Origin of the sequence: Mycobacterium sp., from assembly GCF_052143115.1 — a bacterium.
GTDB lineage: Bacteria > Actinomycetota > Actinomycetes > Mycobacteriales > Mycobacteriaceae > Mycobacterium.
This window is the reverse complement of record NZ_JBKQTQ010000184.1, coordinates 1-20718: the sequence shown is the minus strand read 5'-3', so window position 1 is coordinate 20718 and position 20718 is coordinate 1. Positions and strand designations below refer to the sequence as shown.

Below are 20718 nucleotides of genomic sequence, written 5' to 3'. Positions count from 1 at the left end.
CTTTCGGCGACGAGTTAAGTTTGAGACTAACAGTCTCGTACATAGACGGACAGTCTTGTTGTTAAACACGGAGGTGGTCTACATCACCGACAAGACCGATCCACGGCCGGCGCGATCTCGCGCTCGTTTGCTTGAAGCCGCCACCGCGCTGCTTCGCTCTGGTGGCCCAAGTGCGGTTACCGTCGATGCGGTCACCCGTGCTGCCAATGTGGCCCGTGCCACGTTGTATCGCCACTTCCCGAGCGGAAACGACTTGCTGGCAGCGGCATTCAACAGTCTGATACCGCCGGCGCCGATGCCGTCCGAGGATGGGCCGCTGCGCGATCGCCTCATCACGTTGGTGGTGGCCTGGGGACAATCGATCGCTGAGGCCCCCGGCATGGTGACGGCGATGAGTTGGCTGGCGCTGGGGCCGGACTTGGAGCAGTTGCCAGAGGCCCGTCAGGGCCGCACAGCCGACAGCCCGGCGGTCAGCACTCTGCGCGAACGGATCGCTCAGCAGTACGCCGCGCCGTTCGACGCCGTCTTCGATAGCCCTGAGGCAGCCGAGTTGGGCGACATCGACCGTACCCGGGCGATCGCGCTGCTGATCGGCCCGGTGGTATTGGGCCGGCTGTCCACCCTGCCCGATTTCGATTACCGGGAATGCGCCCGAGCCGCTGTTGACGGCTTCCTGCACGTGCAGCGCACGCAGGGCACGTCGCTCAACACAGCTCGTAGCGAATCGGCAGGTGCCTGAGGCCACCGACGAACGTCGTGGCTTTCAGCTCCGGATTTCCGTTCAGCTCAACGGATTTCAGCCGTGGGACCAGCTCGGTAAAGAAACTGTTCGCCTCCATCCGCGCCAGCGCGGCACCCAGGCAGAAGTGCACGCCGTAACCGAACGCCACGTGCTTATTCGGATCACGGCCGACGTCGAAGCGAAACGGATCGTCGAAGGCATCCTCGTCACGGTTGCCAGAGACGTAGGACAGATACACTGCTTCGCCCTTGGCGATCGGCACCCCGCGCACCGTGGTGTCCGCGGTGGCGGTCCGCATGAATTCCTTGACCGGGGTCACCCAGCGGATCATTTCCTCGGTGGCCAGCGGCATCAAATCGAGGCTGTCGCGCAAGCGCTCCCGCTGGTCCGGGTTTTCGATGAGAGCATGCAGACCTCCGGCGATCGTCGCACTGGTGGTGTCGTGACCCGCGGTGGCGATGATGACGTAGTAGGACGCGGTGTCGACGTCGGACAGCGGCTCGCCGTCGATTCGCGCGTTGGCGATCGCCGACGCCAGATCTTCGGTCGGATGCTCGCGGCGCGACGTGGTGAGTGAGTTGAAGTAGCCGAAAAAGTCGAGCAGAACCTGCAGTTGCTCCTCGAGCGTGGTGCCGCGCCGGAATTCGGCGTCGTCACCGCCGAACAGTTCTTGGGTGAGTTTGAGCACGCGGGGAAAGTCTGATTCCGGCAGGCCGAGCAGCGACATGATCACGTAGAGAGGGTAATTCAGTGCGACCTCCTGCACGAAGTCGCACTCGTTGCCCGCGGCCATCATCTTTTCGACATGGATCTTGGCCAGCTCGTCGACGCGGACTTTCAGCGCCCGCATCGCCTTGGGGCGAAACCAATCCGCACCGATCGCGCGTACCACCCGGTGTTGGGGGTCGTCCATGTGGATCAGGGTGCGCAACCCCATGCCGGCGTCGAGCTGTTGATGCGCGGAATCGTCGGCTTCGGCGGTGGCCAGCAGCGGCCGCGGCTCGTTGATGAAAAGATCGTTCGCCCGCTCGATCTCCACGATGTCGGCGTGTTTGGTGATCGCCCAAAAGGGCCGGTAGGGCGGGCAGTCAACCAGCGACACCGGCGCGTGTGCGCGAAGATGGGTCAATGCTGCATGCAGCCGCGGCTCGTCCGCATAGGATGTCGGATCGGCGAATACCTTCGCAGCCTCGTCAATGATTGGTGTGCTCATCGGCCTTCTCACCGGTTCGCGCGGCTTTTTGACAGGTGTCAACTTTAACAGTATCCGTGATCGCCGATTACGGCGAGGCGGTTTTCGTCGATCCGTAGGCTGGGATACCGTGCCGACCCGATCATCTCGTCCGCGACGAGCATGGGCTGCGCTGCTGGTGACGGCAGTGGTGGTGGCATGCTGCGGCCGGGGCGGCGGGATGACATCGGTGAAGTCCGAACCGGCGTATGCCGGCCCGCTGGACGCCGGTGTCGTGCGCACCTCGATGGGCCTGATGCGCGGCATGGTCGCCGCGGATTACCGTCTGTTTCAAGGCATTCCGTATGCGGCACCGCCTGTAGGGCCGCTGCGGTGGCAGCCACCGCGGCCGGCGGCGAAGTGGTCGGGGACGCTGGACGCCACCAAGCCGGGGCCGCAGTGCATGCAGGACACCGGCCCCGACCCGCACGTCGGCAAGCCGACCAGCGAAAACTGCCTCACTCTCAACGTTTGGACTCCGGCGCGCGGACGAGGCGCCGATAAACGCCCGGTGATGGTGTGGATCCACGGCGGGGGCTTCGTCACCGGCAGCAGCGACATCTACCAGTCGCGTTCGCTGGCCGCGAAGGGCCACATCGTCGTCGTCACGATCAACTACCGGCTGGGTGCGCTGGGATTTCTGGCCCACCCATCACTGGGCCTGCTGGGATACCTCGGGAACTACGGGCTGGCCGACCAGCAGGCCGCGCTGCGCTGGGTCCGCGACCACATCGCCGATTTCGGCGGTGATCCGCGCAAAGTGACCATCGCCGGCGAATCCGCGGGTGGCATGTCGGTGTGCGATCATCTGGTGGCGCCCGGATCGGCGGGGCTGTTCCGCGCGGCCATCATCCAAAGCGCGCCATGTCAGGCGCAGGCCGATCTGGCCACTGGGCGGGGGCACAGTGTGGATTACGCGGCGTCAGTGGGGTGCCGCAATCCCGCTACGACGGCGAAGTGTCTGCGCGCGCTGCCGGCGAGCGCGCTTGACCGTCCGCCCTGGTACGTCTTCATCGGGGACTCCGACGCGCTGTCTGGCCCGGTCACCGGGACAGCGGGGTTGCCAGACGGGCCGGTTGCGGCATTCGCCGACGGTCGGGCGGCCCGCGTTCCGGTGTTGATCGGGGTTAACCACGACGAGTTCACCATGTTCGCGGCGCTGCGCTATGTGAAGTTGGGTCGGGGTGTCAGGTCTGCCGAGTACCCCCGCTTGCTCGCCGACATCTTCGGTGCCGACGGTGCCCCGGTGGTGGCGCATTACCCGCCCGATCACTACGGCGGGGACGCGTCGCTTGCCTACTCGGCCGCAGTCACTGACGGCGTCTTCTCTTGCGCCGCCGACCGATTGGCCGACTCGCTGAGCCAAGGCGCACCGGTGTATACCTACGAATTCGACGACCCTCACGCGCCGCCGCCGAATCCGTTGCGAGAGGCTCCGTTTCCGCTCGGCGCCAGCCACGCATTGGAGCTGCGGTACCTGTTCAACGTCGGCGGGGCGGCGGCGCTGGATCCCGAACAGCGGATGCTGTCCGACCAGATGATCAGCTACTGGAGCCATTTCGTCGCCACTGGCGCACCGAAGGCCACCGGCCAGCCTCGTTGGCCGGCCAAAAATGGCGATCCCGACCACAATTTCTGGATGTCGTTACGTCCGGACGGCAGCAGGGTCATCAACAACTTCGAGGAATTACACCAGTGCCCATTCTGGGCGTCGCTGAAGGGCAGGTCGTGAGCACGCCAGAGCCGGGCCCCTTCACCGAAGATTGGTTGGCGGCCTGGAACGGCCATGACATCGATGCGGTGCTCGCTCATTTCCACGACGACGTCCTGTTCACCTCACCGATTGCGGCTCGGGTGGTGCCCGAGTCCGGAGGAATGGTCCGCGGGAAGGCGGCATTGCGCGAGTACTGGAACGCCGCACTGAAGACCATGCCCGACCTTCATTTCGATATCGTCGGTGTGTATCAGGGGGAGTCGGTCGTGGTCATCAACTACCGCAATCAGAGCGGCGCCCTCGTGAACGAGGTGCTGGAGTTCGACGGCTGGCTCGTGTGTCGCGGGCACGGGACGTACCTAACTCCCACCTAGCCGACCCGCGTGACCCAGGTGGTGATGTCTGCGTGCACCACCTCGGTGCCGCTGCGGTCGGTCACCGTGACCGGCACGACGAGCTCAAAGCCATCAGAGCCATCGGTGATCTGCGTGAAAGCGGGCGGCTCAAGCTGAGCCCGCGCCGTCGCCGCCGCGGAGAAGAGTCGAGTGCCACCTGGACGGCCGGAAAGCCGCCGCCATGCCGCATACCTGCTGGTCGGGCTGGTCATGCCGACCTATCTTACTCTGGAGTAAGGACACCCGGTTCGGTCCGGCGACGCCTTGGTGCGGCTCGCGATGGCGCTGCCGCTCAGCCGGACCGTTCATCAGAGTGACGGGATTTGGCCGATACCAGGATCTAGGGCATACTGTTCAGGTTGCCTTGCGCCGGGTTTAGGCCTGGTCGGGCATGCGACCAGCGCCCAAACGGGCGCGTCCGGTCCCATCCTTGGAGCGCGACGAATTTCAGCTTTGAAATAAGCGCGCCAAGGCCGCGTGCGGGCGACACACCCGACCGCGGGGGCCGGTGGACCAAGACAGGTAAACAGCGGCGCAACATCCGGGCGTGACGCCAGATCGATTCGGGCGCGCCCAACGGAACACGGGTTCCGGACACGGGAGAGTGAGGTAGGAGAAGCGTGGCGGGACAGAAGATCCGCATCAGGCTCAAGGCCTACGACCACGAGGCCATTGACGCCTCGGCGCGCAAAATCGTCGAGACGGTTGTCCGAACCGGCGCCAGCGTGGTGGGTCCGGTACCACTGCCCACCGAGAAGAACGTGTATTGCGTCATTCGCTCTCCGCATAAGTACAAGGACTCGCGGGAGCATTTCGAAATGCGCACCCACAAGCGACTGATCGACATCCTCGATCCGACACCGAAGACCGTTGACGCGCTGATGCGCATCGATCTGCCTGCCAGCGTCGACGTCAACATCCAGTAGGAGATCTGCGAGCAATGGCGAGAAAGGGCATTCTGGGCACCAAGCTGGGTATGACGCAGGTGTTCGACGAGAACAACCGCGTTGTGCCGGTGACGGTGGTCAAAGCCGGGCCGAACGTGGTGACCCGTATCCGCACACCCGAACGTGACGGCTATAGCGCTGTGCAGCTGGCCTACGGCGAGATCAGTCCTCGTAAGGTCAACAAGCCGCTGGGCGGTCAGTACGCCGCCGCCGGTGTCAACCCCCGTCGGCACTTGGCCGAATTGCGTCTCGATGATGCCGACGCTGCAGCCGATTATCAGGTGGGCCAGGAACTGACGGCCGAGATCTTTTCTGCCGGAACCTATGTCGATGTGACCGGTACCTCGAAGGGTAAGGGTTTCGCCGGAACCATGAAGCGGCACGGCTTCCGCGGGCAGGGCGCCAGCCACGGCACTCAGGCGGTACATCGTCGCCCTGGCTCCATCGGCGCTTGCGCCACTCCGTCGCGGGTGTTCAAGGGCACTCGGATGGCCGGCCGGATGGGTAACGACCGGGTGACGACGCAGAACCTGTTGGTGCACAAGGTCGATGCCGAGAACGGTGTGCTGTTGATCAAGGGGGCCGTGCCCGGCCGCACGGGTGGACTCGTCATGGTCCGGAGCGCGATCAAACGAGGTGAGAAGTAATGGCTGCCGAAAAGGCCGGGAAAGCAAAGAAGATCGACGTCAAGACGCCGGCCGGGAAGACCGAAGGCTCCGTTGAGCTGCCTGCTGAGCTGTTCGATGCGCCCGCGAATATCGCGTTGATGCACCAGGTCGTCACCGCGCAGCGGGCGGCGGCCCGGCAGGGCACGCACTCGACCAAGACCCGCGGCGAGGTCCGCGGCGGTGGCCGCAAACCGTACCGGCAGAAGGGCACCGGTCGCGCCCGCCAGGGCTCGACGCGCGCACCGCAGTTCACCGGCGGTGGCGTCGTGCACGGTCCTACACCCCGCGACTACAGCCAGCGCACTCCGAAAAAGATGATCGCGGCTGCGCTGCGCGGCGCGCTGTCGGACCGGGCCCGCAATGACCGCATCCACGCGATCACCGAGCTGGTGTCCGGCCAGACTCCGTCGACCAAGAGCGCCAAGGCTTTTCTGGGCACGTTGACCGATCGCAAGCAGGTGCTGGTGGTCATCGGGCGTAGCGACGAAACCGGTGCCAAGAGCGTGCGCAACCTGCCTGGTGTGCACATCCTGACGCCGGACCAGCTCAACACCTACGACGTGCTGCGTGCAGACGACGTGGTGTTCTCCGTCGAGGCGCTCAACGCCTACATCGAGGCCAACAACAAGACTGCTGAGGAGGTTTCGGCCTGATGGCGACCGTCACTGACCCCCGCGACATCATCCTGGCCCCGGTCATCTCGGAGAAGTCCTACGGCCTGATCGACGACAACGTGTACACGTTCCTGGTGCACCCCGATTCGAACAAGACGCAGATCAAGATCGCGATCGAGAAGATCTTTTCGGTCAAGGTGGCGGCGGTGAACACCGCCAACCGCCAGGGCAAGCGCAAGCGCAGCAGGGCCGGATTCGGCAAGCGGAAGAGCACCAAGCGCGCCATCGTGACGCTGGTGCCCGGCAGCAAGCCGATCGACCTGTTCGGAGCACCGGCGTAGCCGGGGATAGAGAGACTTAACAGACATGGGAATTCGCAAGTACAAGCCGACGACTCCGGGTCGCCGCGGTGCCAGCGTCTCCGATTTCGCCGAGATCACTCGCTCCACTCCGGAGAAGTCGTTGGTTCGACCGCTGCACGGTCGTGCTGGACGCAACGCGCACGGCCGGATCACCACTCGCCACAAGGGTGGCGGGCACAAGCGTGCCTACCGGGTGGTTGACTTTCGCCGCAACGACAAGGACGGCGTCAACGCGAAGGTCGCCCACATCGAGTATGACCCCAACCGCACCGCGAACGTCGCGCTGCTGCACTACCTGGACGGCGAGAAGCGGTACATCATTGCCCCGCATGGTCTTTCGCAGGGTGACGTGGTCGAGTCCGGCGCCAACGCCGACATCAAGCCGGGCAATAACCTGCCGCTGCGCAATATTCCGTCCGGTACCTTGATCCACGCTGTGGAGCTGCGGCCGGGTGGGGGAGCCAAGCTTGCTCGCTCGGCCGGTTCGAGCATCCAATTGCTCGGCAAGGAAGGCACTTACGCCTCGCTGCGGATGCCCAGCGGTGAGATCCGCCGGGTCGACGTACGCTGCCGCGCAACGGTCGGCGAGGTGGGCAATGCCGAGCAGGCAAACATCAACTGGGGCAAGGCCGGTCGTATGCGCTGGAAGGGCAAGCGCCCGTCGGTCCGCGGTGTGGCCATGAACCCGGTAGACCACCCCCTGGGTGGCGGTGAGGGTAAGAGCTCTGGTGGCCGTCACCCGTGCAGCCCGTGGGGCAAGAAGGAAGGGCGCACCCGCCACCGGAACAAGCTAAGCGACAAGCTCATCGTCCGACGCCGGCGCACCGGCAAGAAACACTCGCGCTAGGAGCAGCCGATGCCACGCAGCCTAAAAAAAGGTCCGTTCGTCGACGACCATCTGCTGAAGAAGGTCGACGTGCAGAACGAGAAGAACACCAAGCAGGTCATCAAGACCTGGTCGCGGCGGTCGACCATCATTCCCGACTTCATCGGTCACACGTTCGCGGTCCACGACGGCCGCAAGCACGTGCCGGTGTTCATTACCGAGGCGATGGTGGGCCACAAGCTGGGTGAGTTCGCGCCGACACGCACCTTCAAGGGACACATCAAGGACGACCGGAAGGCCAAGCGGCGATGACCACTGCTACTGAATTTCCTTCTGCGGTCGCCAAGGCACGCTTTGTGCGGGTATCGCCTACCAAGGCACGCCGGGTGATCAACCTGGTGCGCGGCAAGTCGGTGGCAGAGGCGCTGGACATTCTGCGCTGGGCGCCGCAGGCGGCCAGCCTGCCGGTGGCCAAGGTCATCGCGAGCGCCGCGGCCAACGCCCAGAACAACAACGGCTTGGACCCGGCGACTTTGGTGGTGGCCTCGGTCTTCGCCGACGACGGTCCGACCGCCAAGCGAATCCGCCCGCGCGCCCAGGGCCGCGCCTTCCGGATTCGCCGACGCACCAGCCACATCACCGTGGTGGTGGAAAGCCGGCCGACCAAGGATGTCCGGGGTTCGCAATCTGCCAGTGCGGCCCGCGCCCGCCGCGCGCAGGGCAGTAAGGCTGCCGCGGGGAAGGCGCCGGCTAAGAAGGCACCGGCCAAGAAGGCCGCTGCGGAGAAGGCCCCGGCTAAGAACGCTGCCGCCGAAAAAGCGCCTGCGAAGAAGGCGCCCGCAAAGAAGGCATCCGCCGCGAAGTCCACTGGGACTTCTGAGACTTCGGAAGCGAAGGGAGGCTCGCAGTAGTGGGCCAGAAGATCAATCCGCACGGATTCCGCCTCGGTATCACGACCGACTGGAAATCCCGGTGGTACGCGGACAAGCAGTACGCGGAGTACGTCAAGGAGGACGTGGCGATCCGTCGGTTGCTGTCCACCGGCTTGGAACGCGCCGGGATTGCCGACGTGGAGATCGAGCGCACCCGGGACCGAGTTCGGGTGGACATCCACACCGCCCGGCCGGGTATCGTCATCGGCCGCCGCGGCACCGAGGCCGACCGGATCCGCGCGGATCTGGAGAAGTTGACCGGCAAGCAGGTCCAGCTCAACATCCTGGAAGTGAAAAACCCTGAGTCGCAAGCTCAGCTGGTGGCACAGGGTGTCGCAGAGCAGCTGAGCAACCGTGTTGCGTTCCGGCGCGCGATGCGCAAAGCCATCCAGTCGGCCATGCGTCAGCCCAACGTCAAGGGCATCCGGGTGCAGTGCTCGGGCCGCCTCGGCGGCGCGGAAATGAGCCGCTCGGAGTTCTACCGCGAGGGCCGGGTTCCGCTGCACACGTTGCGCGCCGACATCGACTACGGCCTCTACGAGGCCAAGACCACCTTCGGCCGCATCGGGGTGAAAGTGTGGATCTATAAGGGCGACATCGTTGGTGGCAAGCGCGAATTGGTCGCTCCTTCAGCGACCGGTGCCGAACGTCCTCGCCGCGAGCGGCCGTCGGGCACCCGTCCGCGCCGCAGCGGCGCCGCGGGCACCACGGCGACCAGCACTGAGGCCGGACGCGCCGCCTCGGGCGCCGAGGAGGCTTCTGCCCCACCGGCCGCTGCGCTGCCGGACGAGCCGGCCCTCGAGACGCAGAGTACGGAGGGCTGAATCATGTTGATTCCCCGCAAGGTCAAGCACCGTAAGCAACACCATCCCCGTCAGCGCGGGATCGCCAGCGGCGGTACACAGGTCAGTTTCGGCGACTACGGCATCCAGGCACTGGGGCATGCCTATATCACCAACCGGCAGATCGAGGCCGCACGTATCGCCATCAACCGGCACATCAAGCGTGGCGGCAAGGTGTGGATCAACATCTTTCCGGATCGCCCGCTGACCAAGAAGCCCGCGGAGACCCGAATGGGTTCCGGTAAGGGCTCGCCGGAGTGGTGGATCGCCAACGTCAAGCCGGGCCGGATACTCTTCGAGCTCAGCTACCCCAATGAATCGGTAGCCCGGGAGGCGCTCACCCGAGCAATCCACAAGTTGCCGATCAAGGCACGCATCGTTACCCGAGAGGAGCAGTTCTGATGGCAGTGGGAATTTCCCCTGGCGAACTGCGCGAGCTCACCGATGAGGAGCTGATCGAGCGGCTGCGCGAATCCAAGGAAGAGCTCTTCAATCTGCGTTTCCAGATGGCGACCGGACAGCTCAGCAACAATCGTCGACTCCGCACGGTGCGCCACGAGATTGCACGCATCTACACCGTGCTACGTGAACGTGAACTGGGCCTGGCTTCCGGGCCCGGTGGTGAGGACTCGTAATGGCAGAAGCGAAAACCGGCTCGGGGGCCGCGGCGAAGAAGGCCGCGCCGAAGAAGGCCGCGCCGAAGGCGTCCAAGGCCGCTTCAAAAGCCGCGACGAAAGATACGGCCGGCGGTGTCAAGGGCCCCAAGCAGACACCGCGTACCCCGAAGCCCCGCGGTCAGCGTAAGACCCGTATCGGCTTCGTGGTGAGCGACAAGATGCAGAAAACCATCGTCGTCGAACTGGAAGACCGTAGGCGCCACCCGCTGTACGGCAAGATCATCCGGACCACCAAGAAGGTCAAGGCGCACGACGAGCACGGCGACGCCTGCGTCGGCGACCGCGTCTCGCTGATGGAGACTCGCCCGCTCTCGGCGACGAAGCGTTGGCGGCTCGTGGAGATCCTGGAAAAGGCCAAGTAACGGCCTAGTCGATCGCAGAGCCCCCGAAACCCCCGTGTTTCGGGGGCTTTTGCGTCTCGTCATCGGCCATTGCCCCTGCGGGTATAGGCTGCATCCGGAATCCCGGGGGTCTACCACGAGAGTGAGGCCAGCGATGGCGACCGAGTTCAACGGCAAGATCGAGCTGGATATCCGTGATTCCGAACCGGATTGGGGTCCGTTCGCAGCGCCGACGGCGCCGGAGAACGCCCCCAACATCCTCTATCTAGTGTGGGATGACACCGGTATCGCGACCTGGGATTGCTTTGGCGGCCTGGTCGAGATGCCGGCGATGACGCGCATCGCTGAGCGCGGCGTCCGGCTGTCGCAATTTCACACCACGGCACTGTGTTCACCGACCAGGGCGTCGTTGCTGACCGGTCGCAACGCCACCACCGTCGGCATGGCCATGATCGAAGAATTCACCGAGGGTTTTCCCAACTCCAACGGTCGGATTCCGTTCGAAACCGGGCTGCTTTCGGAGGTGCTCGCCGAACGCGGCTACAACACCTACTGCGTCGGCAAGTGGCACCTGACGCCACTTGAGGAATCCAATCTGGCGTCCACCAAGCGACACTGGCCGACGTCGCGCGGCTTCGAACGGTTCTACGGGTTCATGGGCGGCGAAACCGATCAGTGGTATCCAGACCTGGTCTATGACAACCATCCGGTGCCTCCGCCGGGGACGCCCGAGGACGGTTATCACCTGTCGAAGGACATCGCCGACAAGACGATTGAGTTCATCCGGGATGCCAAGGTGATCGCGCCCGACAAGCCGTGGTTCAGCTATGTCTGCCCCGGCGCCGGGCATGCTCCGCATCACGTCTTCAAGGAGTGGGCGGACCGTTACGCCGGCAAGTTCGACATGGGCTATGAGCGCTACCGCGAGATCGTGCTGGAGAAGCAGAAGGCGATGGGGATCGTGCCGCCGGACACCGAGCTGTCTCCGATAAACCCGTACCTCGACGTGAAAGGGCCCGACGGGCAGCCGTGGCCACTGCAAGACACGGTGCGTCCGTGGGACTCGTTGACCGATGAAGAGAAGAGGTTGTTCAGCCGGATGGCCGAGGTTTTCGCCGGCTTCCTGAGCTACACCGATGCCCAGATCGTGCGAATACTGGACTATCTCGAGGAATCGGGCCAGCTGGACAACACGATCATCGTGGTCATCTCCGACAACGGCGCCAGCGGTGAGGGCGGTCCGAACGGATCGGTGAACGAAGGCAAGTTCTTCAACGGCTACATCGACACCGTCGAAGAGAGCATGAAGTTATTCGATCACCTCGGCGGGCCGGAGACCTACAACCACTATCCGATCGGGTGGGCGATGGCCTTCAACACGCCCTACAAGCTCTACAAGCGCTACGCCTCGCATGAAGGTGGTATTGCCGATACGGCGATCATCTCGTGGCCCAACGGCATTGCGGCGCACGGCGAGGTCCGTGACAACTACGTCAACGTTTCCGACATCACCCCGACCGTCTACGAGCTGTTGGAGATCAGACCGCCGGAGACAGTCAAGGGCATCCCTCAGAAACCGTTGGACGGTGTGAGTTTCAAAGCGGCACTTGCCGATCCGACTATCGACACCGGCAAGCAGACCCAGTTCTACACCATGCTGGGTACCCGCGGGATCTGGCACAACGGCTGGTTTGCCAATACCATCCATGCGGCCACTCCGGCAGGCTGGGGCCACTTCGACGCCGATCGTTGGGAGCTCTTCCACATCGAAGCCGACCGCAGCCAGTGCCACGACCTGGCCGCTGAGCACCCCGACAAGCTGGAAGAGCTTAAGGCGCTGTGGTTTTCCGAGGCCACCAAGTACAACGGACTGCCACTGTCAGATCTGAACATCTTCGAAACGCTGTCGCGGACGCGGCCGTACCTGGTGAGTGAACGGGATAGCTACGTCTACTACCCCGACTGCGCAGACGTCGGCATCGGCGCCGCGGCCGAAATTCGGGGCCGCTCGTTCGCGGTGCTGGCCGAGGTGACTGTGGACACCACCGGCGCGGAAGGCGTGCTGTTCAAGCAAGGTGGCGCGCACGGCGGGCATGTGCTGTTCATCCAGGATGGACGGCTGCACTACGTCTACAACTTCCTCGGTGAGCGCCAGCAGCTGATTTCGTCGTCGGAGCCGGTGCCGCTGGGCAGACATGTGCTCGGCGTTCGCTATTCGCGGACTGGAACCGTGCAGAACAGCCACACGCCGCTCGGTGATGCCACGTTGTTCATCGATGACGTCGTGGTGGGCGCGCTCGCCGAGGTGACAGCGCACCCGGGGACCTTTGGATTGGCGGGTGCCGGCATCACGGTCGGACGCAACGGCGGTTCGGCAGTGTCCAGCCGCTACAAGGCGCCGTTCGCGTTCACCGGCGGGACCATCGCCCAGGTCACTGTGGACCTTTCCGGCCGGCCGTACGAAGACCTGGAAAAGGAACTGGCGCTGGCTTTTTCGCGTGACTGAGGTCCGTTTGAGGTCGGCGGCGGCGTGCCTGGTGGCGATCGCTGTGCTTTCCGGGTGCGTGAGGGCAACCGGAGGCAGCGCCGTCCGGGCCGGCGAGCCGGTCATGTCCACGACAACCAACGTGTCGGGGACGCAGCAACCCACAACGAGCGGCGGTACACCCGTTCCCGGGATCGAGACAACGCTGCCGGACCACATCCCACCCAACGCATTCGTCTGTTTTCCGGAGCCGACCGGGGTCGGCGTGGGTACAGTCGCGCTAGTCGCCGACCCGGCCGCACCGAGAATCACCGTCACGGTGCCCGACGGTTGGACTTCTGAGCCTGGACAAGGTGATGTGGCGTTGACGCTCAGCGGACCCGACGCCATGACGGGGACGGTGACCATTGCCGCGACAACGCTCGACCCTGCCGCGGCCTTCGCCGACTACGCGGCCATGCTGCGGCGCTCTAAGCCCGATTTGCAGGTGGACACCGCCGGCGCCAAGTTCTGCGGATACAGCAGCCAGAGGCTCACCGGCTCATTCCTCGGCCCGCCGGGCACGCTCGATTTCGCCGACCGGATCACCCACATCTGGACTAACACAAACAAATACCTGGTCACCATGCACCTGGAAGGGCCGGCCAACACGCCTGGATTCGACCTGGCGAAAACCGCGCTGATGCAGGACTTCGCGGTGGTCATACCCTGAACGTATGCCCACCGAGCTGGTCGAACTGCCGTCCGGGTCATTCCGCATGGGGTCGACGAGCTTTTACCCCGAGGAAGCGCCGATCCACACGGTGACCGTGCCCGGCTTCGCCGTGGAGCGGCATCCGGTGACCAATGATCAGTTCGCCGAATTCGTCTCCGCGACAGGGTATATGACGGTCGCCGAGCAACCTATCGACCCCGCTCTCTATCCCGGAGTCGACCCCGGCGAGCTGGGCGCGGGCGCGATGGTGTTTCGTCCGACGCCGGGTCCGGTCGACCTGCGCGATTGGCGGCAATGGTGGGTCTGGGCGCCGGGCGCGAGCTGGCGGCACCCGTTCGGGCCGGACAGCGACATTGCGGACCGGGCCGATCATCCGGTCGTGCAGGTGGCCTATCCCGATGCCGCGGCATATGCGCGCTGGGCCGGGCGGCGGCTGCCGACCGAGGCCGAGTGGGAGTACGCGGCTCGCGGCGGAGCCACCACGACCTATGCATGGGGCGACGAGGAGAAACCCGGCGGAAAGCTGATGGCCAACACCTGGCAGGGCAGCTTCCCCTACCGCAACGATGGTGCGCTTGGCTGGGCCGGAACCTCACCGGTGGGTGTATTCCCGCAGAACGGGTTTGGCCTTGTCGACATGATCGGCAATGTCTGGGAATGGACCACCACCGAATTCTCCGCCCATCACCGGCTGAATCAGCCGCCGAAGGCCTGTTGCGCACCATCAAGGCCCGCCGACCCAACAATCGCGCAGACGCTCAAGGGCGGCTCCCACCTGTGCGCACCGGAGTACTGCCACCGGTATCGGCCGGCAGCGCGGTCACCGCAATCGCAGGACACCGCCACTACCCACATCGGATTCCGATGTGTGAGTGACCTGCCCGCTAGCTGATGGCGTCGACCGCGCTGACGACTTTCGATTGAAAGTCGGGCGGCAGCGGGATGTAGCCGTGCTTGTCCAGGTCGATCTGGCCGGGGCCAAGCGTCGCTTGTAGGGCCGCTTTGACCGCCTGGCCGACCGCGGGGTCGGGGTATTTGGAGCAGACGATCTCGTACGTGGCCATCACGATCGGGTAGACGGCGTCTTGGGTGGGGTTGTAGAACGACGAGAGGTCGAGCACCAGGTCGTTGCCTTTGCCGACGATTTTGGCCCCGGCGATGGTTTTGCCGACCGAGTCGGTGCCGATGCGTACCGGGCGCCTCGACTTGCGGCTTGCCGGGGTTTTGATCTCGGCGGCGTAAAGTCCCTCGTCCATCGCGAAGGACAGCTCGTTGTAGGTGATCGCGCCCTCGGTGTTCTTCACCATCGCCGAGGTGCCGTCGTTGCCTTTGGCGCCGGTGCCGACGCCGCCTTTGAACTCCTTGCCGGTGCCCTGGGTCCAGGTTCCGCCGGCTGCGGACTGTAGGTAGGCCTGGAAGTTGGCCGTGCTGCCGGATTTATCGCTGCGGTAGACGACTTTGATGTCCTCCGGCGGCATGGACGCGTTGAGCGCCGTGATGGCTGGGTCGTCCCAGCGCTTGATGCTGCCGTTGAAGATCCCGGCCAGCGAGGGCGCGTCCAGCACCAAAAAGTCGGTGTTGAGGTTGTAGGTAATGGCCAGCGGGCCGAACACCACGGGCAGGTTCCAGGCGTCGGCGCCGCCGCATCGCTGCTTGGCGGCCGCGTGTTGGTCGTCGGACAGCGGAATGTCCGATCCGGCGAAGTCGGTCTTACCGGCGAGGAAGTCGCTGATTCCGTTGCCCGACCCGTTCGGGGTGTAGTTCAGTGTGTGGCCGGGGCAGGCCTTGCCGTACGCACTGATGAACCCCCTCATCGCGTTGGTTTGCGCGGTAGAGCCGCTGGCGTTGATGGCCGCCTTGCCGCCGCAGGTCACGACCTCGCTGGCGTAGGCCATGCTGGTGTGGGGAACCTCGCATCCCGACAGCACGATGGCACCCGCAGCCAGCAAACTCGTGGCGGCCAGTAATCGCTTGTGCTTCATGTTGATTGCCTCACCCCGGAACGTCGACACATATTGAGAATTGCAGCTGTTGAAATGCCCATGCAAACAAATATCAGATTAACTCGTCAACGTCGCGACCGCGCCGCGTCGCGATGCGAAAGTGCCGATCTGGTACCGATCTTGAACTGCGCGTTACCGCTAAATGGACAGCGGATGACGGAATTTTGGAGTCTTGCGAGGCAAAGTTATTTCGCCGCGCAGCCCGCACCGGGATTCGCTAACCTGACCCCGTGCTGCGCCGACTGTCGCGACTTTCCGGTGACGACCAATGACCACTGAAGCTCCGCCCGCTGCGCCGCCGTCGCCGCCAGCGCACAAGCGGTCGCGACGGGGCATCGCGATCGGTCTGGCGATTCTGCTGGCTTTCTTCGCAACCTACGGCCTATCGCTGCTCGGCGTCCAGGCGCTACAGAAATCGGAGGGTCCGCTGCCGCCACTGGACCTCAGCCAGGCCGGGCCCGATGACACCGTCGTGCAGATACGTCTCCAAGAGCTGAAGCCCACGACGAATCGCCTGACGGTGAATGTGATCATCTATCCGGGCGAGTCGCTCTATGACAAACGCTTCGATGAGCTGAACACCGACATTGCCGTGCGGCTGTACCCGCCGAACGACCTGGGCGACCTGGTTTTCCCGAAAGGAAAAGCGCCGGCGCAGGTCACCACCACCATCGAGGCACACGGCGATCCCGGTAGCTGGCCATTCGACTCGTACCGCACCGAGCCGCAGTCGGCCGATGTGTTCGTCGGGACTGGCGTCAACCGGAAACGGATCCCCGCCATTGTCCAGGTCACCGGATCGATGGACGGCTGGGACGCCGAAGTCCAGCGCTCTACCGACACCAGCGAAACCGGAAGCCACAACAACAGCAACGTGGTCCTCACCCTGCACAGGGCCAAGGGCCCGCTGATCTTCGACCTGGGCATCATCGTGGTCCTGATAAGCCTGCCTACCTTGGCGCTGTTGGTGGCCATTCCGATGGCATTGGGCAGGCGGAAGTTCGTGCCGCCGTTCGCCACCTGGTACGCCGCGAACCTGTTCGCCATCGTTCCGCTGCGCAACATCCTTCCCGGCGCCCCACCGCCCGGTTCCATGATCGACCAGTCCCTGGTGCAATGGGTGCTGCTCGCGCTGGCGACGGCGATGGCGTTGTACATCTTGGCCTGGGTCCGGCAAGGGGACTGACGCATCAAGAGCCGTGGCAGGTGAGCGCAACCCGCGCTATCACGCTGTCGGAGGTCAATAGGTTGGTCTCGACATCGCCGTAGAAGTAGCTGTTGTCGGGGCCCCAGTTGGCGGTCTGTACGACCGTGGCATACACGGGTTTGTGCCCAATCGCATCGGCGTTGCCGCCTACGTTGAAGTTGAAGTCGCTGAGGCGCTGCGGATTTGATCCGTCGGGGTTCATCGTCCACCAGTCGGTGCCGTGTGACGGGTTGCCGGCATTGGACATCCACAACACCTGCCCGTCGGGTGTGTAGCGGGGATGCTCGTTGTAACTGTCGCCTCGGGTGAGTCGCGTGATTGCACCGGACTTGAGGTCGAGACGGTAGATCTGGTTGTGCCAAAAGTTGTGGTTTTCGAAGTCGCTGGTGAACACCAGCGACGAGGAATCGGCGGAGAAGCCGCCGGTTTCGTTCATTGCATCGCCGGGGGGCGAGACGGTGCGGATGTCGGACAGCGACGGTGTGCCGTCTTGGCTGACGTTGAAGTCGGCCACCTTGATCACCCAGAATCCGGCAAACCGGTTCGGGCTCAGGAACTTCGGGGACTTGGTGCGCTCGGTCCATTCGAGCAGCCGGCCGTCGGGCGAGAATTCCGGGATCATGGTGCCGTGGTCTTTGTCGGTCGGGACGTCGGTGAGCTGCCAGGCGCGTGAACCGTCGGCGCTGGCCACCCACAGGTCCGAGTAGCTACCCCATCCCGGTGTCGCGGGCACCGAATTGCCCGGGTGGTCAGATTTCTCGGCGACGAACGCCATGAACTTGCCCGACGGGCTCCACACCGGAGAGCCGGTAGTGCGTTGCGGGAAATTCGCTGCACCGACACCGAACTGTGCAGGGTTGGCGCCATCCGGTTTGACCGTATAGATGTGGTAGCGACCGTCACTGCCCTTGGCGTTGTAGGCCAGCAGATCGTCGGCCTTCGACCAGTCCGCGCCGTAGGCGTCCTTTTGGAACACCTGATAGCTGATCGGCGGCCCGCATCCGGGGCGCCCGACGGATCGTCCTGGGGTCGATTCGGAACCGTGACGCGCGACCGGCAGGTGGGCGCACGAGGTGCAGAGCAAAACCGACAGAGCTACCCAGACACGCAGCGTGCGGGCCGAAACCCGGGTCAACATGAGCAACCGGGACACCTTCCCGCGGGCAGGCGGCGATGCGTCAGTAGCAACGTAACCGACGCTGGCCAGGAATTTGGCTCTGAGCAGGTCTTCACCTAGACTCTAGGGGTTGCCGTGGGCAGACCTCGGCCGGCGTAATTCAGTCGGCCCTGCGTGCCCATCGGCGACGAAGACCATGCTCGGCCGGGTCTCTGGTAGTACGTCGTCGGAAAACGTTGTAAAACGGCGGTCCTACCAGGATGGCAGCGCGTGGGCGTGCATACGTGAACCAGGTCAGGAGATCTAGTGATTCAGCAAGAATCGCGGCTGAAGGTGGCCGACAACACCGGCGCCAGGGAGATCTTGTGTATCCGCGTGCTCGGCGGCTCGTCGCGTCGGTACGCCGGTATCGGCGACGTCATCGTGGCGACGGTTAAAGAGGCCATCCCCGGCGGCAACGTCAAACGTGGTGAGGTGGTGAAGGCCGTGGTGGTGCGCACTGTCAAAGAGCGCCGCCGCCCAGACGGCAGCTACATCAAGTTCGACGAGAACGCTGCCGTCATCATCAAGCCCGACAACGACCCGCGAGGAACCCGTATTTTCGGGCCGGTCGGCCGCGAACTGCGGGAGAAGCGCTTCATGAAGATCGTCTCGCTGGCCCCGGAGGTGTTGTAGGTGAAGATCCACAAGGGCGACACCGTCCTGGTCATCTCCGGCAAGGACAAGGGCGCCAAGGGCAAGGTGCTGCAGGCCTACCCGACCCGCAACAAGGTACTCGTCGAGGGCATCAACCGGATTAAGAAGCACACCCCGATCTCGACCAACCAGCGCGGCGCGCGGTCGGGCGGGATCGTTACGCAGGAAGCCCCGATCCACGTCTCCAACGTGATGGTGGTCGACTCCGACGGCAAGCCCGCCCGGGTCGGCTATCGAGTCGACGAGGAGACTGGCAAGCGGGTCCGCATCTCCAAGCGCAACGGCAAGGACATCCAGGCATGACGACGGCAGAAAAAGTTCAGCCACGGCTCAAAGTGCGCTACCGCGAAGAGATTCGGGACGCGCTCAATCAAGAGTTCAAGTACGCCAACGTGATGCAAATCCCGACCGTGGTGAAGGTCGTGGTCAACATGGGCGTCGGCGACGCCGCCCGTGACGCCAAGCTGATCAACGGCGCGGTCAGCGACCTGGCGGCGATCACCGGGCAGCGGCCCGAGATCCGCAAGGCGCGAAAGTCGATCGCGCAGTTCAAATTGCGCGAGGGCATGCCGATCGGCGCGCGGGTGACCTTGCGCGGCGACCGGATGTGGGAGTTTCTCGACCGGCTCACGTCTATTGCGTTGCCACGTATCCGTGACTTCCGCGGGCTGTCACCCAAGCAGTTCGACGGTGCCGGCAACTACACCTTCGGACTGGCCGAGCAGTCGGTGTTCCATGAGATCGACGTGGACAAGATCGACCGGGTCCGTGGCATGGACATCACCGTCGTCACCTCGGCGACGATCGACGACGAAGGACGAGCGCTGTTGCGTGCCCTCGGCTTTCCGTTCAAGGAGAACTGACCAGATGGCGAAGAAGGCACTGATCATTAAGAGTGCGCGCAAACCCAAGTTCGCGGTGCGCGCGTACACCCGCTGCAATAAGTGCGGCCGCCCGCGCGCGGTGCTCCGCAAGTTCGGGCTGTGCAGGATTTGCCTGCGCGAGATGGCGCACGCGGGCGAACTGCCCGGCGTGCAGAAGAGCAGCTGGTAACACCGCTACCACCCAACGAGACCCACCCCGAGAAACAGGTGCGCAGCAGGCCCGGACCGGGAACCACTGCGAGGAAGGCAACACCGCTGTTATGACCGCGATGTCGACGATGCAGAGCGTAGCGATGAAGAGGAGCAGCGCTCGATGACGATGACGGATCCGATCGCAGACTTTTTAACACGTCTGCGCAACGCCAATTCGGCGTACCACGATGAGGTGACACTGCCACATTCGAAGATCAAGGCCAACATCGCCGAGATCCTCAAGCGGGAGGGTTACATCAACGACTACCACACCGAAGACGCACGCGTCGGCAAGGCGTTGGTGGTTCAGCTCAAGTACGGGCCCACCCGGGAGCGCAGCATCGCCGGTCTGCGGCGGGTGTCCAAGCCGGGGTTGCGGGTGTACGCCAAGTCCACCAACCTGCCACGGGTGCTCGGCGGTCTGGGCGTCGCGATCATCTCGACCTCCTCGGGCCTGCTCACCGACCGCCAGGCAGCCAGACAGGGCGTGGGCGGCGAAGTCCTCGCGTACGTGTGGTGAGGGGGTAACCATGTCGCGTATTGGTAAGCAGCCGATTCCGGTTCCCACCGGCGTCGAGGTGACGATCGATGGCCAGAGCGTCTCGGTCAAGGGGCCCAAGGGCACCCTGAACTTGAGCCTCGCCGAACCGATCACCGTGGCGCGCAACAACGATGGCGCCATCGTGGTCACCCGTCCCGACGACGAGCGGCACCACCGGTCGCTGCACGGGTTGTCGCGCACGCTGGTGTCCAACCTGGTGACCGGGGTGACGCAGGGCTACACCACGAAGATGGAGATCTTCGGTGTGGGCTATCGCGTGCAGCTGAAGGGTTCCAATCTAGAATTCGCGTTGGGATACAGCCATCCCGTGGTGATCGAGCCGCCCGAAGGTGTCACCTTCGCGGTCGAGTCGCCGACGAAGTTCTCGATCTCCGGGATTGACAAGCAGAAGGTCGGCCAGATCGCGGCGAACATCCGTCGCCTCCGCCGCTCTGACCCGTACAAGGGCAAGGGCGTGCGCTACGAGGGTGAGCAGATCCGCCGCAAGGTCGGAAAGACAGGTAAGTAGTCATGGCGCCATCAAAAGTTGATACCGCCGCACCAAAGTCGGTGGGGCAGAGCGTATC

28 protein-coding genes are annotated in these 20718 nt (G+C 64.2%); 24 read left to right on the top strand and 4 right to left on the bottom strand.

Translation table 11 applies throughout. The annotated features are described in order from the left end of the window. Positions 1–73 precede the first annotated feature (73 nt). The gene (locus ACLQI9_RS19475) at positions 74–739 is read left to right on the top strand and encodes a TetR/AcrR family transcriptional regulator (RefSeq protein ID WP_442392035.1); all 666 of its coding nucleotides are present in this window, start codon (positions 74–76) and stop codon (positions 737–739) included. Here ACLQI9_RS19475 and ACLQI9_RS19470 read toward each other — a convergent pair. Continuing rightward, a complete protein-coding gene (locus tag ACLQI9_RS19470) occupies positions 705–1955 on the bottom strand; it encodes a cytochrome P450 (RefSeq protein ID WP_442392012.1) in 1251 nt (416 codons plus the stop codon). The two genes, ACLQI9_RS19475 and ACLQI9_RS19470, sit on opposite strands and share 35 nt — an antisense overlap. A gap of 199 nt (positions 1956–2154) precedes the next feature. Here ACLQI9_RS19470 and ACLQI9_RS19465 point away from each other — a divergent pair, with 199 nt between their 5' ends. Beyond that, the gene (locus ACLQI9_RS19465; RefSeq protein ID WP_442392034.1) at positions 2155–3705 is read left to right on the top strand and encodes a carboxylesterase/lipase family protein; all 1551 of its coding nucleotides are present in this window, start codon (positions 2155–2157) and stop codon (positions 3703–3705) included. Further along, complete coding sequence (locus ACLQI9_RS19460) at positions 3702–4061, top strand: nuclear transport factor 2 family protein (RefSeq protein ID WP_442392011.1); 360 nt, start codon at positions 3702–3704, stop codon at positions 4059–4061. The genes ACLQI9_RS19465 and ACLQI9_RS19460 overlap by 4 nt, the downstream gene beginning before the upstream one ends. Here ACLQI9_RS19460 and ACLQI9_RS19455 read toward each other — a convergent pair. Further along, the gene (locus ACLQI9_RS19455; protein ID WP_442392010.1) at positions 4058–4294 is read right to left on the bottom strand and encodes a DUF4442 domain-containing protein; all 237 of its coding nucleotides are present in this window, start codon (positions 4292–4294) and stop codon (positions 4058–4060) included. The genes ACLQI9_RS19460 and ACLQI9_RS19455 overlap by 4 nt on opposite strands. A 408-nt stretch (positions 4295–4702) precedes the next feature. On the opposite strand from ACLQI9_RS19455, the gene rpsJ reads away from it, so the two are divergent. The 14 genes from rpsJ to ACLQI9_RS19385 all read left to right on the top strand — a co-directional run bounded on the left by rpsJ (position 4703) and on the right by ACLQI9_RS19385 (position 14383). Then, a complete protein-coding gene (gene rpsJ / locus ACLQI9_RS19450) occupies positions 4703–5008 on the top strand; it encodes a 30S ribosomal protein S10 (RefSeq protein WP_003873519.1) in 306 nt (101 codons plus the stop codon). Positions 5009–5022: 14 nt separating this feature from the next. Further along, a complete protein-coding gene (gene rplC / locus ACLQI9_RS19445; RefSeq protein WP_442378430.1) occupies positions 5023–5676 on the top strand; it encodes a 50S ribosomal protein L3 in 654 nt (217 codons plus the stop codon). Continuing rightward, positions 5676–6350 carry a 50S ribosomal protein L4 gene (gene rplD, locus ACLQI9_RS19440; protein WP_442378361.1) on the top strand — a complete coding sequence of 225 codons (675 nt, stop codon included), beginning with the start codon at positions 5676–5678 and terminating at the stop codon, positions 6348–6350. The genes rplC and rplD overlap by 1 nt, the downstream gene beginning before the upstream one ends. Beyond that, positions 6350–6652 (top strand): 50S ribosomal protein L23, encoded by a 303-nt coding sequence (rplW, locus tag ACLQI9_RS19435; RefSeq protein ID WP_442378362.1) that lies wholly within the window; start codon positions 6350–6352, stop codon positions 6650–6652. Before rplD ends, rplW begins: the two co-directional genes overlap by 1 nt. Positions 6653–6677: 25 nt before the next feature. Further along, the gene (rplB, locus tag ACLQI9_RS19430) at positions 6678–7520 is read left to right on the top strand and encodes a 50S ribosomal protein L2 (RefSeq protein ID WP_442378363.1); all 843 of its coding nucleotides are present in this window, start codon (positions 6678–6680) and stop codon (positions 7518–7520) included. Between the two features lie 9 nt (positions 7521–7529). Then, complete coding sequence (rpsS, locus tag ACLQI9_RS19425; RefSeq protein ID WP_324446984.1) at positions 7530–7811, top strand: 30S ribosomal protein S19; 282 nt, start codon at positions 7530–7532, stop codon at positions 7809–7811. Next, positions 7808–8410 carry a 50S ribosomal protein L22 gene (rplV, locus tag ACLQI9_RS19420; protein ID WP_442378364.1) on the top strand — a complete coding sequence of 201 codons (603 nt, stop codon included), beginning with the start codon at positions 7808–7810 and terminating at the stop codon, positions 8408–8410. The genes rpsS and rplV overlap by 4 nt, the downstream gene beginning before the upstream one ends. Further along, positions 8410–9255 carry a 30S ribosomal protein S3 gene (gene rpsC, locus ACLQI9_RS19415; protein WP_442378365.1) on the top strand — a complete coding sequence of 282 codons (846 nt, stop codon included), beginning with the start codon at positions 8410–8412 and terminating at the stop codon, positions 9253–9255. The genes rplV and rpsC overlap by 1 nt, the downstream gene beginning before the upstream one ends. A 3-nt stretch (positions 9256–9258) precedes the next feature. Then, entirely contained in the window at positions 9259–9675 is a 417-nt protein-coding gene (gene rplP, locus ACLQI9_RS19410; RefSeq protein WP_442378366.1) for a 50S ribosomal protein L16, read from the top strand. Next, complete coding sequence (gene rpmC, locus ACLQI9_RS19405; protein ID WP_442378367.1) at positions 9675–9908, top strand: 50S ribosomal protein L29; 234 nt, start codon at positions 9675–9677, stop codon at positions 9906–9908. Before rplP ends, rpmC begins: the two co-directional genes overlap by 1 nt. Continuing rightward, entirely contained in the window at positions 9908–10312 is a 405-nt protein-coding gene (gene rpsQ / locus ACLQI9_RS19400) for a 30S ribosomal protein S17 (protein ID WP_442378368.1), read from the top strand. The genes rpmC and rpsQ overlap by 1 nt, the downstream gene beginning before the upstream one ends. Before the next feature lie 133 nt (positions 10313–10445). Beyond that, positions 10446–12797: a sulfatase-like hydrolase/transferase gene (locus ACLQI9_RS19395; RefSeq protein ID WP_442378369.1), complete on the top strand. Its 2352-nt coding sequence runs from the start codon at positions 10446–10448 to the stop codon at positions 12795–12797. Between the two features lie 103 nt (positions 12798–12900). Then, entirely contained in the window at positions 12901–13488 is a 588-nt protein-coding gene (locus ACLQI9_RS19390; protein WP_442378370.1) for a hypothetical protein, read from the top strand. Between the two features lie 4 nt (positions 13489–13492). Next, complete coding sequence (locus ACLQI9_RS19385) at positions 13493–14383, top strand: formylglycine-generating enzyme family protein (RefSeq protein ID WP_442378371.1); 891 nt, start codon at positions 13493–13495, stop codon at positions 14381–14383. On the opposite strand, the gene pstS is transcribed toward ACLQI9_RS19385, so the two are convergent. After that, a complete protein-coding gene (pstS, locus tag ACLQI9_RS19380) occupies positions 14376–15473 on the bottom strand; it encodes a phosphate ABC transporter substrate-binding protein PstS (RefSeq protein ID WP_442378372.1) in 1098 nt (365 codons plus the stop codon). The two genes, ACLQI9_RS19385 and pstS, sit on opposite strands and share 8 nt — an antisense overlap. A gap of 289 nt (positions 15474–15762) precedes the next feature. Here pstS and ACLQI9_RS19375 point away from each other — a divergent pair, with 289 nt between their 5' ends. Beyond that, on the top strand, positions 15763–16680 hold the full coding sequence (locus ACLQI9_RS19375) for a DUF4436 domain-containing protein (RefSeq protein WP_442378373.1): 918 nt from the start codon (positions 15763–15765) through the stop codon (positions 16678–16680). A gap of 4 nt (positions 16681–16684) precedes the next feature. Here the strand turns inward: ACLQI9_RS19375 and ACLQI9_RS19370 are convergent, their stop codons facing one another. Continuing rightward, a complete protein-coding gene (locus ACLQI9_RS19370; RefSeq protein WP_442392009.1) occupies positions 16685–17845 on the bottom strand; it encodes a hypothetical protein in 1161 nt (386 codons plus the stop codon). A gap of 279 nt (positions 17846–18124) precedes the next feature. Here ACLQI9_RS19370 and rplN point away from each other — a divergent pair, with 279 nt between their 5' ends. The 6 genes from rplN (at position 18125) to rplF (ending at position 20660) form a co-directional block, all read left to right on the top strand. Then, complete coding sequence (gene rplN / locus ACLQI9_RS19365) at positions 18125–18493, top strand: 50S ribosomal protein L14 (protein ID WP_325675221.1); 369 nt, start codon at positions 18125–18127, stop codon at positions 18491–18493. Continuing rightward, a complete protein-coding gene (gene rplX / locus ACLQI9_RS19360; protein WP_442378375.1) occupies positions 18494–18817 on the top strand; it encodes a 50S ribosomal protein L24 in 324 nt (107 codons plus the stop codon). It abuts the gene before it with no gap. Then, complete coding sequence (gene rplE / locus ACLQI9_RS19355) at positions 18814–19377, top strand: 50S ribosomal protein L5 (protein WP_325675223.1); 564 nt, start codon at positions 18814–18816, stop codon at positions 19375–19377. The genes rplX and rplE overlap by 4 nt, the downstream gene beginning before the upstream one ends. A 4-nt stretch (positions 19378–19381) precedes the next feature. After that, complete coding sequence (locus tag ACLQI9_RS19350; RefSeq protein WP_442378376.1) at positions 19382–19567, top strand: type Z 30S ribosomal protein S14; 186 nt, start codon at positions 19382–19384, stop codon at positions 19565–19567. A gap of 144 nt (positions 19568–19711) precedes the next feature. Next, complete coding sequence (gene rpsH, locus ACLQI9_RS19345) at positions 19712–20110, top strand: 30S ribosomal protein S8 (RefSeq protein ID WP_442378377.1); 399 nt, start codon at positions 19712–19714, stop codon at positions 20108–20110. A 10-nt stretch (positions 20111–20120) separates the two neighbouring features. Continuing rightward, positions 20121–20660 carry a 50S ribosomal protein L6 gene (gene rplF, locus ACLQI9_RS19340; protein ID WP_442392008.1) on the top strand — a complete coding sequence of 180 codons (540 nt, stop codon included), beginning with the start codon at positions 20121–20123 and terminating at the stop codon, positions 20658–20660. Positions 20661–20718 lie beyond the last annotated feature (58 nt).